At 63.9% G+C, this 10,501-nt stretch carries 12 protein-coding genes; 3 read left to right on the top strand and 9 right to left on the bottom strand.

The window, feature by feature from the left end:
- Both pth and EOA32_RS26470 read right to left on the bottom strand, forming a co-directional pair.
- A partial coding sequence (gene pth / locus EOA32_RS26475; protein ID WP_128373280.1) for an aminoacyl-tRNA hydrolase occupies positions 1–624 on the bottom strand: 624 nt, incomplete at its 3' end.
- 25 nt (positions 625–649) lie between these two features.
- Positions 650–1,294: a 50S ribosomal protein L25/general stress protein Ctc gene (locus EOA32_RS26470; RefSeq protein WP_095781284.1), complete on the bottom strand. Its 645-nt coding sequence runs from the start codon at positions 1,292–1,294 to the stop codon at positions 650–652.
- 388 nt (positions 1,295–1,682) lie between these two features.
- Between EOA32_RS26470 and EOA32_RS26465 the strand changes: the two genes are divergently transcribed.
- On the top strand, positions 1,683–2,336 hold the full coding sequence (locus tag EOA32_RS26465) for a glutathione S-transferase family protein (protein ID WP_095781285.1): 654 nt from the start codon (positions 1,683–1,685) through the stop codon (positions 2,334–2,336).
- 131 nt (positions 2,337–2,467) lie between these two features.
- Here EOA32_RS26465 and EOA32_RS26460 read toward each other — a convergent pair whose 3' ends face one another.
- Complete coding sequence (locus EOA32_RS26460) at positions 2,468–2,911, bottom strand: MarR family transcriptional regulator (protein WP_066994371.1); 444 nt, start codon at positions 2,909–2,911, stop codon at positions 2,468–2,470.
- A 150-nt stretch (positions 2,912–3,061) separates the two neighbouring features.
- Between EOA32_RS26460 and EOA32_RS26455 the strand changes: the two genes are divergently transcribed.
- Positions 3,062–3,925, top strand: a complete 864-nt coding sequence (locus tag EOA32_RS26455) for an alpha/beta hydrolase (RefSeq protein ID WP_095826570.1) — start codon at positions 3,062–3,064, stop codon at positions 3,923–3,925.
- A gap of 72 nt (positions 3,926–3,997) precedes the next feature.
- Here the strand turns inward: EOA32_RS26455 and EOA32_RS26450 are convergent, their stop codons facing one another.
- Positions 3,998–5,227 (bottom strand): MFS transporter, encoded by a 1,230-nt coding sequence (locus EOA32_RS26450; RefSeq protein WP_176477688.1) that lies wholly within the window; start codon positions 5,225–5,227, stop codon positions 3,998–4,000.
- 131 nt (positions 5,228–5,358) lie between these two features.
- Between EOA32_RS26450 and EOA32_RS26445 the strand changes: the two genes are divergently transcribed.
- Entirely contained in the window at positions 5,359–6,243 is an 885-nt protein-coding gene (locus EOA32_RS26445) for a helix-turn-helix transcriptional regulator (RefSeq protein WP_095777306.1), read from the top strand.
- Here EOA32_RS26445 and EOA32_RS26440 read toward each other — a convergent pair.
- The 5 genes from EOA32_RS26440 to EOA32_RS26420 all read right to left on the bottom strand — a co-directional run.
- Entirely contained in the window at positions 6,240–7,175 is a 936-nt protein-coding gene (locus EOA32_RS26440) for a ribose-phosphate pyrophosphokinase (protein ID WP_066994382.1), read from the bottom strand. The genes EOA32_RS26445 and EOA32_RS26440 overlap by 4 nt on opposite strands.
- 163 nt (positions 7,176–7,338) lie before the next feature.
- Complete coding sequence (locus EOA32_RS26435; RefSeq protein ID WP_066994385.1) at positions 7,339–7,953, bottom strand: hypothetical protein; 615 nt, start codon at positions 7,951–7,953, stop codon at positions 7,339–7,341.
- 55 nt (positions 7,954–8,008) lie between these two features.
- The gene (locus tag EOA32_RS26430; protein ID WP_066994388.1) at positions 8,009–9,160 is read right to left on the bottom strand and encodes a Xaa-Pro peptidase family protein; all 1,152 of its coding nucleotides are present in this window, start codon (positions 9,158–9,160) and stop codon (positions 8,009–8,011) included.
- A complete protein-coding gene (gene pgeF, locus EOA32_RS26425; RefSeq protein ID WP_095781291.1) occupies positions 9,160–9,948 on the bottom strand; it encodes a peptidoglycan editing factor PgeF in 789 nt (262 codons plus the stop codon). Before pgeF ends, EOA32_RS26430 begins: the two co-directional genes overlap by 1 nt.
- Before the next feature lie 108 nt (positions 9,949–10,056).
- Positions 10,057–10,501: SAM-dependent methyltransferase (locus EOA32_RS26420; protein WP_189407381.1), on the bottom strand; the 445-nt coding region annotated here is incomplete at its 5' end.

Here is a 10,501-nt window from a genome sequence, read left to right as displayed (position 1 = left end):
CTCCTGTTTTGGTGCCTTGGGCGGAGGCCGATCGTCATCGCCGGTCGGCACGAGCTTCTCGCGCAGCGCCAAGGTGATGCGGTTCATGAAGGAGTTGTCGTCGCCCTTGGCCAGCAGTGCGGCGTCGTCGGCGATCGCGTCGAGCAACACGTCGAGCCATTCACGGTCGGCCTTGGCGAAATCGCCGAGCACATGGCCGTGCACCATCTCTTTGACGCCAGGATGGCCGACGCCGATGCGCACCCGGCGATAGGCATTGCCGACATGCTGGTCGAGCGATCGGATGCCGTTGTGGCCGCCGGAACCGCCGCCGACCTTGACCCTGAGCTTGCCGGCGGCAAGATCGATCTCGTCGTAGAAGACGGTGAGGGCGGCGGCATCGAGTTTGTAGAAGCGCAACGCCTCGCCGACCGACTGGCCGGATAAATTCATGAAGGTCTGCGGCTTGATCAAAAGGATCTTTTCGCCGCCCAGCGCGCCCTCGGCGATCAGGCCCTGGAACTTCTTCGACCAGGGCGAAAAGGAATGGCGGCGGGCTATCGCGTCCGCCGCCATGAAGCCGACATTGTGTCGGTTGTTCTGATATTTCGCGCCCGGATTGCCGAGGCCTGCAAAGACAAGCATCGTTGTCTCCTGGCGCTGAGAGAAATTACTTCTCTTCGGCCTCAGCGGCCTCAGCTTCCGGCGCCGCCGCTTCGGCAGTCTCCTCCGTCTCCGGCTTCATTGCCGCGGAGCCGGCGATGGTCGCGATGGTGAAGTCGCGATCGGAGATCACCGGCTTGACGCCGGCCGGCAGGACAACCGCCGAAATGTGGATCGAGTCGCCGATTTCGGTGCCGGCGAGATCGACGGTGATGAATTCCGGGATCGCGTTGGCAGGGCAGTGGAACTCGACTTCGTGACGAACGATGTTGAGCACGCCGCCGCGCTTGATGCCGGGCGACTTGTCCTCATTGATGAAGTGGACGGGCACGTCGACATTGACCTCGGTGTCCTTGCCGATGCGCAGGAAGTCGACATGGACCGGGAAGTCCTTGACAGGGTCGAGCTGAAAATCCTTCGGCAGAACCTGGATCTTCTTGCCGTCGACATCGATCGTAGCGATCGTGGTCAGAAACCCGCCGCCGTGGATCTTGTAGAAGATGTCCTTGTAGTTGAGGGCGATCGCCAGGGGGGGCTGCTTGTCGCCGTAAATAACTGCAGGCACTTTGCCGTTGCGGCGAACTGCACGGGCGGACCCCTTACCGACCTGTTCGCGCGCTTCGGCCTTGAGCTCGTAAGCCTCGTGGCTCATGGCATTTCCTTTCGCGTGTTATGGAGCGTTCGCGGCGGGCAAGCCCATCCGTAAACGTCGAAAGCCGTCGCGGCCTCGCATGGTCGATCCAACGCTTTTGGCTGTCCAAACGCTTCGGGGATCATGCAGGCCTGGCCGGCCTTCCTCCGCGTTGCCTCCAAGGGTGTCTACGCGGGTGGCGGCTCTATAGCGGAAGGCGGGCAGGGGCGCAAGCCGTTGAACGGGAAGGCTCGGCCACGCTGCGCGATGATATCCGGTCGGGGAGGCATAGCCGACGCGTTGCTCCGTCGGATCTGGCGAGTTGCGCCGGGTCCCGCCCGCATGCGTCATGTAGCATCGGGCCGGTTTCAAACGTCCTTGGCAGGCAATCGAAGGACCGGAGATCGACATGAAACTACTGTTCAGCCGCAATCCCAATCCTCGCCTCGCGGTCGCGGCGGCGCGCTATCTGAAGGCCGATGTCGCCTTCGAATTCGCCTCGCCCATGGCACCAGGGCAGGCCGAGCGCTACCGCGCGCTGAACCCCAATTTGACCTTGCCTATCCTGGTCGGCCCGGGATGGAGCCTGTGGGAAGCCGATGCGATCGCATGCCGGCTCTCGCGCGACATGCATTCGGATTTCTGGCGCACCGGCGACGACGAGCCGCAGATGATCCGCTGGCTGAGCTGGGGCAAGGAGAATTTCGTCAGGGCCTGCGACATGGTGCATTTCGAGCGCGGCACGAAACAGCGCTGGGGACTGGGGCCGATCGACAAGGCATTGGTCGAGGAGGGGCTGAGGCAGTTCCACATGACGGCCGCCATCCTTGAAGCCGAGCTTTGCGGGCGCCAATGGCTGGTCGGCAATTCGGTTTGCTATGCCGACTTTCGTATGGCGACCTTTCTCGCGTTCAATGATGCCGCCCGGTTGCCGCTCGATGACTATCCGTCGCTCAGCCGCTGGTATCGGCGGATCGATCATATCGATGCCTGGCGCGACCCGTTCCAGGGGCTGGATGCGCCGCAACTGCCGCCGGTCAGCAGCGAGGCGGCGCCGGGCTAAGCCAGGATTTTGAACGTCTTTTTTGGACCATCGTCCAGGATGCCTGCCAAGCCGCGGCGGAAATGGCTCGCCCCTGCGATGGGACGCGGGCCGTGGCCTGCACTAAGCAGACTTTGTCCGGCGTTTGGAGGTCAGGCAGCATCAGCCGATTGGTCGCCGCTCAACGCATCGCGCAACGCCCGGACTTTTCGCGTGAGAGCATCGATCTCGGCCGAGGTCATGCCTGAACGCTCGACCAGCGTTTCGCCCAGACAGCTGCATTGCGTGAGCAGCGCCCGGCCTGCCGCGGTGAGATCGACCTGCACCTGCCGCTCATCGTCATGGCTGCGCTGGCGGGTCACCAGACCCGCCTGCTCCATGCGCTTGACGAGCGGCGTGACGGTGCTCGATTCCAGCGCCAGCCGGCGCGCTATGGTGCCGACCGACATGCCATCGGCCTCTCCAAGCGCATTGAGCACGAGATACTGGGGATACGTGATCCCCATCTCGTCGAGCATGGGCTTGTAGGTACGATTGATCGCCATGCTCGTGGCGTAGAGCGCGAAACAGAGCTGATTGTCCAGGGGCAGAGGCATCGCGCCATGATCCTTTTGTCGACGTCGTGAGGCTCTTTAGCACAAAAAATCATATCGCGATACATATTATCGTGGACAAGAAGTCATCGTTGCGCTAAACATATCATTATCGCGATATCATTTATCGCGGCATCTAAAACGGAGATTGAGATGACTGAAGCTTCACATGCGAAGGCCGGCTCGGGCAGCGGCACGATCACCACCAAGGACGGCACGCAGATCTACTACAAGGATTGGGGCACCGGTCAGCCGGTCGTCTTCCACCATGGCTGGCCACTGAGCAGCGACGACTGGGATGCCCAGATGCTGTTCTTCCTCTCCAAGGGCTATCGGGTCATCGCCCATGACCGCCGCGGCCATGGCCGCTCCAGCCAGACTGACACCGGCAATGAGATGGACACCTACGCCGCCGATGTGACGGCGCTGGTTGCGCATCTCGACCTCAAGAACGCCATCCATGTCGGGCATTCGACCGGCGGTGGCGAAGTGGCGCGCTATGTCGCGCAGTACGGTTCCGGAGGCCGTGTCGCCAAGGCTGTGCTGATCGGCGCGGTGCCGCCGATCATGCTCAAGACCGCTGCCAATCCCGGTGGCTTGCCTATCGAAGTGTTCGACGGCTTTCGCTCGGCGCTGACGACGAACCGCGCCCAGTTCTTCCGCGACGTTCCGGCCGGCCCTTTCTACGGCTTCAACCGTCCAGGCGCGACGGTGTCGGAAGGTGTGGTCGACAATTGGTGGCGGCAGGGCATGATGGGCGGCGCCAAGGCGCATTACGACTGCATCAAGGCGTTCTCGGAAACCGACTTCACCGAGGACCTGAAGAAGATCGACGTGCCGGTGCTGGTCATGCATGGCGACGACGACCAGATCGTGCCGATCGCGGATTCGGCGCTGCTCGCGATCAAGCTGCTCAAGAAGGGCGAGCTCAAAGTCTACAAGGGCCTTCCGCACGGCATGGCGACGACCCATGCGGAGGTCATCAATGCCGACCTCCTGGCTTTCTTCCAGGCCTGAGTCCCAGCGCCAGAGAAGCACCCGCCATCGCGCGGGTGCTTTGCTCTCTGGAGCTCGTCCGGAGTGGCCGGCTCAGGCTTTCCTGGCCTCCTTCATGTTCGGCAGGAACACGGTCAGCAGGCCGAGGAAGGGCAGGTACGAGCAGACGTGGTAGACGAAGTCGATGCCTTTCATGTCGGCGATGACGCCGAGCACGGCCGCAGCGATGCCGCCCATGCCGAAGGCGAAGCCGAAGAAGATGCCGGCGATCATGCCGACGCGGCCGGGAACCAGTTCCTGCGCGAAGACGACGATGTTGGAGAAGGCCGACGACAGGATCAGGCCGATCACAACGGTAAGCACCATCGTCCATTCCAGATTGGCGTAAGGCAGCGCCAGCGTGAAGGGCAGAACGCCGACGATCGAGAACCAGATCATCGCCTTTTGTCCGTAGCGGTCGCCGAACGGGCCGCCGAGCAGGATGCCAAGCGCCGAGGCGCCGAGGAACAGGAAGAGCATGACCTGCGACATCTGCACCGAAACGCCGAACTTATGGATGGCGTAGAAGGTGTAGTAGCTGGACAGCGAGGCGATATAGGCGTTCTTGCTCAACACCAGCAGCGTCAGCACCGCCAATGCCCCCATGACCTTTTTGCGTGGGAAGGGCGAGACGTGAGCCGCCGGCTTGCGGCTGGCCATCGAGGCGCGCAGCCGGCTGTACCAGCCGCCAACCTGCCACAGCACGACGATGCCGATCAGCGAGCCGACGGCGAACCAGGAAATGCTGGTCTGGCCGAAAGGCACGACGATGAAGGCGGCGAGCAGCGGGCCCATTGCCTGGCCGAAATTGCCGCCGACCTGGAACAGCGATTGCGCGAGACCGAAGCGGCCGCCCGAGGCGAAGCGGGCGATGCGCGAGGATTCCGGATGGAAGATCGCCGAGCCGATACCGATCAGCGAGGCGCCGATCAGGAGCAGCCAGTAATGGCCGGCATGCGCAAGCACCACCAGCCCGACCAGTGATGAGGCCATGCCCCAAGGCAAGGAATAGGGCATCGGTCGCTTGTCGGTGATCATGCCGATCACAGGCTGCAGCAGCGAGGCGGTTACCTGGAAAGTGAACGTAAGAAGGCCGATCTGCCAGAAATCGAGACCGTAATTCTCTTTGAGCAGCGGATAGATCGCCGAAAGCAGCGACTGCATGATGTCGTTGACGCAGTGGCAGAAGCTCACCGCAAGAATGACGGTGAAGGCCGTCGCTTGCGCCGAGGTGTGGCTTGCCGGCGCTGGGGTGGCGACGGCGGTGGCGGTCGTATCGGTCAAGGCAATGCTCCGGGTCTTTTTGGCGGCGAACCGCAGCCAGCCAGCTTTATTGGCCGCTTGTCTTATAATCGGCTTGAATGGCGACTTCTTTCGTGGTTTGGTCCAATAGTTTCGCAAGTGGGCCACATCGAATGCCGCATGGCCGGGAAATCTTCAGGGGCGATGCCGCCGAGCTCGGTCGGCTGCATGAAAGCCGCTGGCAGTGGCTGGAGCAAGCGGTCGGGCCGGCGGTCGCGTTGCCGACCGAATATCCCGACGGCTACCACGTGCCGCGGCACCGCCACAGCCGCAGCCAGTTGCTGCATGCGCTTGTCGGCGTCGTGCTGGTGACGACCAAGCACGGCCGCTGGATGGTGCCGCCCGACCATGCGATGTGGATACCGGCCGGCATCGAGCATTCGGTCGAGATGCTGGGCGACGTCTCGATGCGCTCGGTTTATGTGGTGCCGGATGCAATTCCCGGCCTGCCGGAGGGCTTGCGCGTCGTCGGCATCACCGAGCTGATGCACAGCCTGATCGTGGAATCGGAGAAGCTGCCTCAGGGCGGCGAGCTCGAAGGACGCGCCGGGCTGATCATGGGGCTCCTGCTGCATGAGATCCCGAACCTGCCGGAGCGGCCGCTCGGCCTGCCTTTTCCGTCGGATCCGAAGCTTGCGGCGCTCTGCCGGCGCTTTGTCGCGGCGCCTTCGCCGCATGCGACGATCGACGAATGGGCGGATGCCGCTGGCATGAGCCGGCGCTCCTTCACACGCGCCTTCCACCGCCAGACCGGGCTGTCGCTCTCCACTTGGCGCCAGCAGGCCTGCCTGTTCGCGGCGCTGCCGAGGCTCGCCGACGGCGAGCCCATCACCAGGGTGGCGTTCGATCTTGGCTATGACAGCGTGCCGGCGTTCATCACCATGTTCAAGCGCATGCTCGGCAGTTCGCCGCGCGGCTATATGCGCGGTGCGCGCGAGTCAGGCGAGGGGGCAAAGCGATCAAGCGGCCCGGTTCAGGCCAGCAGCGGCGCGGTCTAGTCGAACAGGCTCGAGACCGATTCTTCTGTCGCCGTGCGCGAGATCGCCTCGCCCATCAGGTCGGCGATCGAGATGACGCGGATGTTGGGCGCGTCGAGCACGGCCTGGCTCGGCTGGATGGAATCGGTGATCACCAGTTCCTGCAGTTTCGAGCCACTGATGCGGGCAACGGCGCCGCCCGAGAGCACGCCATGGGTGATGTAGGCAGTGACGCTGGTCGCGCCGTTGGCGAGCAAGGCATCGGCCGCGTTGCAGAGCGTGCCGCCGGAATCGACGATGTCGTCGATCAAGAGGCAATCCTTGCCGGCGACGGCGCCGATGATGTTCATCACCTCGGATTCGCCGGGGCGCTCGCGGCGCTTGTCGACGATGGCGAGCTGGGCATCGAAGCGTTTTGCAAGCGCGCGCGCCCGCACTACGCCGCCGATGTCGGGCGATACGACGACGACATTGCCGAGCTGCTTGTATTTCGCCTTCACGTCGCGGGCCATCACCGGCACCGAGAACAGATTGTCGGTCGGGATGTCGAAGAAGCCCTGGATCTGGCCGGCGTGCAGGTCGAGCGTCAGCACGCGATCGGCGCCGGCGCGGGTGATCATGTTGGCGACGAGCTTGGCCGAAATCGGCGTGCGACCTGAGGCGCGGCGGTCCTGCCTGGCGTAGCCGAAATAGGGAATGACCGCCGTGATGCGCCTTGCCGAGGAGCGCATGAAGGCGTCCATCATGATGAGCAGCTCCATCAGATGGTCGTTGGTCGGATAGGAGGTCGACTGCAGGATGAAGACATCCTCGCCGCGCACGTTCTCCTGGATCTCGACGAAGATCTCCTGATCGGCGAAGCGCCTGACGCTGGCCTTCCCCAGCGGGATGTTGAGATAGCGAGCGACCGCTTCGGCCAGCACCCTGTTGGAATTGCCCGCAAAAAGCTTCATGCACCGTTCCTGGTGAAGGATGGAGAGACCGGACAGACTCTCATGAGCCTTTATGCCGGGCTTTTAGCGGCCCGCGCCGGTATTGCAAGCCTCGTGATCGGGAATCGTTCGACAAGGCGCAACAAAGGCCGGCTGGATCGCAAGCCGGCAACAGGTTGGTCGATCAACCGGCGCCGCCGCTGCCGAGCCACGCGGTGAACTGGTCGATCGTCTGGTCGGCGATGGCCTGCATGGTGGCCGGCGCTACCGCCGGCCAGCCTTCGCCGCTGCCGACGGAAACCGCTTTCTGCTGGCCATTGATGCGATGCAGGCGGTTGCCCGACGGATCGTAGATATCCCAGACATAGATGACTGTGGTGTCCTTGCCTTCGGACATCGTCGAGAAATAACCCTTCAGCACATGCGTCGCCGTCTGGTCGGTGCTGCCGACAAGGGTCACGCCGCGCTGCCTGGCGCGCGTCTGCAATTCCGCCGTCAAGGGTGCTGCGGCCTCCACCGAGGCGCCGACGATCGGCGCTACCTGCAGCCGGGTCTTGGCGATGGCGGCGGCCTGAGCCGGCGTGGCAGGCGTTGAAGCCGCCGCGGTCGCTGTGGGCGCGGGCGCGGTGGTCGTTGTTGGCGATGCGGTGGCCGACGTGCCCTGGGTGGCCGGCAGAGCCTGGGCCGAACCCGCCGGCGGCTTGACGGCAGAAGGATCGAGGACGTCCTTGGCGTTGGTGCAGGCGGCCAGCGCCAGCGCCGCAAGCAATGACACGGTCGTCACCTGCGATCGTCTCATTTGCCCGACAACTCCCTGGTGGCGAACGCCCCCGCGTGAACCAACCATTATGGATTCACTGCACGATCAAGTCGAGATCATGGCGCGAGAGCGGCTTCGGCGCCGATTCCGTGGTAAGATAGGTGCGGCCGAGCGTCATCGCCGTATCGGTTTCCGAATCCATGATGATCATATGCGCGAACAGCGTCATGCTGGGCGCGATCGGCTCCGGATTGCCCTGGTAGAACATCGGCATGTCCATCCAGGACGGCGTGAAGCGGGCGCCGAGCGAATAGCCGCAGGCGTTCAGCCGGTGCTTGGTCAGATTATGCGCCTCGAGCGTGCGGGCATGCGCGTCGAAGACGTCGCCGAAGGAATTGCCCGGCGTCATCGCCTTCTCGACGGCAAGCAGAGCCGCGCGGGCGGCATCGAACAGTTCCTGGTGGCGCTTCGAGACCTTCCCGGTCAAAACGGTGCGCATCATCGCCGCGTGATAGTGATGGAAGACGCCAGCCCATTCGAGCGTCAGCTGGTCGTTCTTGGTGAGCTTGCGGCGGCCGGCCTTATAGCGGCAGAGCAGGGCATCGGCGCCGGACCCGATGATGAATTCGTTGGCGGGATAGTCGCCGCCGCCGGCAAAAACTGCTCCTTGCATGGCGGCCAGGATCAGCGCCTCGTCGCCACCCTGCTTGATCAGCGGCAGCGCGGCATCGAGCGCATCGTCGGCGAGGCTTGCGGCTTTTTCGGCCTTGGCGATCTCGGCTGGACTCTTGAAGAGCCGCAGCCGGCCGACGATTCCGGAAGCATCGGCGATCTGGCCGAAGGTCTGCAACTGCTCGTCCACGCGACGGCCATTGTAGGCCGTGAGGCCGTGCGTATCGTATTCCACGCCGATGCGGGCGCCAAGCAGATCGAGATCGTTGAGCAGGTTGCGCAGGTCGATCGCGGGATTGGCGCCATCACGATCGGTCCACAATACGATATTCTCGATGGTCGAGGTGTTTCGCGCCTGCCTCAAATCGGCCGAGCGGGTGAGCAGCACCATCGAGCCGTCGCCCTTCACCACCAGGCACTGGAAGAAGCAGAAGCCGAAAGTGTCGTAGCCGGTCAGCCAGTACATGCTCTCCTGCGCGAACAAAAGCACGGCGTCGAGCTTCTTCTCGGCCATCTCGATCAGCAGCCGGTCGCGCCGCGCGTCGAATTCCGAACGTTCGAAATGCAGCGCCATTACTCTTTCTCCAGAACGATTGCCGAGACCTGCCGCCCGTAATCCGCTTCCCTGCGGTGGGTGGTGCGGCGGTAGGAATAGAAAAGGTGTTCTTCGGCGTAAGTGCAGCGGCCGAGCCCGTCGGCGGTCACGCCGGCCTTGCGCAACCGGTCGACCGTATATTGGTTGAGGTCGAACATCGAGTGGCCAGGGTTCTGCGACGACTTGAAGTAGCGTTGATTGCCGGCGTCGGCCTCGATGAAGCGAGCGACGAATTCCGGTCCCACCTCGTAATTGTCGGGTCCGATGGAAGGGCCGAGCACGGCGACGATGCGATCGCGGCGGGCGCCGAGCCCTTCCATCGCGTCTACGGTGTTTTCGAGCACGCCGGTGAGGGCGCCTTTCCAGCCGGCATGGGCCGCGCCGATGACGCGCGCCTCCGCGTCGGCGAACAGCACCGGACCGCAATCGGCCGTCGAGGCGCCGACAGCGATGCCCGGCCGGTCGGTGACGATGGCGTCGGCCTGGGGGCGAGGGCCGGCAAAAGGCTCCCTGGCAATGACGACATCGGGAGAATGGACCTGGTGCGCGGTGAGGAGATGATCCGCCGGCACGCCCATCCAGTAGGCAACGCGGCGACGGTTCTCGGCAACCAGCGTCTGATCATCGCCGGAGCCCGTGCCGATGTTGAGGCCTTGATAGATGCCGCCGGAGACGCCGCCGATGCGGGTGAAATAGCCGTGGCGTATGCCTGGCGCCTTCGCAAGCAGCGGCGAGCGTACTGGATCGGGTCTGGTCTGATTCAGCATGGAAGGGTTTGTTGTCCGCGTGGGCGATTTCGTCAAGGTGGAGTTCGGTTGGGGGATGTGAGGCTCGGGCAAGTGGCAGGGTCAGCTTGCACGGGTTGCCCGCCGATGTCAGCCAGTTTTCGCGGCTGGCAGGATCTTCATCACCTTGAACAGCTCGCCCATCGCATCGGGGCCGGCAAGGCGCTTGACCGCCTCGGAAATCGCCTGACGCGCGACATCATCGGCCCGGGCGCCCAGCGCGCCGGCGCGCTCGAGCAAGCCCATGCCGAGCAGGAATTCGCTCTGCGTGGTCAGTTCCGCCTGGAGGCCGTGCTCCCGGACGGCTGCGGCCAACGCGGCGAAATCGACGTGAGCGGTAAGGTCGGCCCCGCCGGGATTGGCCAGCACGTCTTCGTGATCGTGCCTGCGCACAGCCTGCAATGTGTCGCCGAAGCCCGGCTCAAGATGGCCGTAGTCGATGAACAGCCCGGCGCCGCCATGGCCGGCGATACGCTCGGCAATCGCTGCCATCAGCGCGGCGCGGGCCGGCGCCACCTCGACGATGGCGCCTTGC

The sequence above is a fragment of the Mesorhizobium sp. M1A.F.Ca.ET.072.01.1.1 genome, assembly GCF_004023325.1.
GTDB lineage: Bacteria > Pseudomonadota > Alphaproteobacteria > Rhizobiales > Rhizobiaceae > Mesorhizobium.
This window is presented reverse-complemented; position numbering and strand designations above follow the sequence as displayed.

What these genes read in the sequence shown, in the direction of transcription:
- EOA32_RS26460 (WP_066994371.1), bottom strand. Translation starts at nt 2,911, where the DNA reads ATGCCTCTGCCCCTGGACAATCAGCTCTGTTTCGCGCTCTACGCCACG.
- EOA32_RS26435 (WP_066994385.1), bottom strand. Translation starts at nt 7,953, where the DNA reads ATGAGACGATCGCAGGTGACGACCGTGTCATTGCTTGCGGCGCTGGCG.
- EOA32_RS26430 (WP_066994388.1), bottom strand. Translation starts at nt 9,160, where the DNA reads ATGGCGCTGCATTTCGAACGTTCGGAATTCGACGCGCGGCGCGACCGG.
- pgeF (WP_095781291.1), bottom strand. Translation starts at nt 9,948, where the DNA reads ATGCTGAATCAGACCAGACCCGATCCAGTACGCTCGCCGCTGCTTGCG.
- EOA32_RS26455 (WP_095826570.1), top strand. Translation starts at nt 3,062, where the DNA reads ATGACTGAAGCTTCACATGCGAAGGCCGGCTCGGGCAGCGGCACGATC.
- EOA32_RS26440 (WP_066994382.1), bottom strand. Translation starts at nt 7,175, where the DNA reads ATGAAGCTTTTTGCGGGCAATTCCAACAGGGTGCTGGCCGAAGCGGTC.
- EOA32_RS26465 (WP_095781285.1), top strand. Translation starts at nt 1,683, where the DNA reads ATGAAACTACTGTTCAGCCGCAATCCCAATCCTCGCCTCGCGGTCGCG.
- EOA32_RS26445 (WP_095777306.1), top strand. Translation starts at nt 5,359, where the DNA reads ATGCCGCATGGCCGGGAAATCTTCAGGGGCGATGCCGCCGAGCTCGGT.
- EOA32_RS26470 (WP_095781284.1), bottom strand. Translation starts at nt 1,294, where the DNA reads ATGAGCCACGAGGCTTACGAGCTCAAGGCCGAAGCGCGCGAACAGGTC.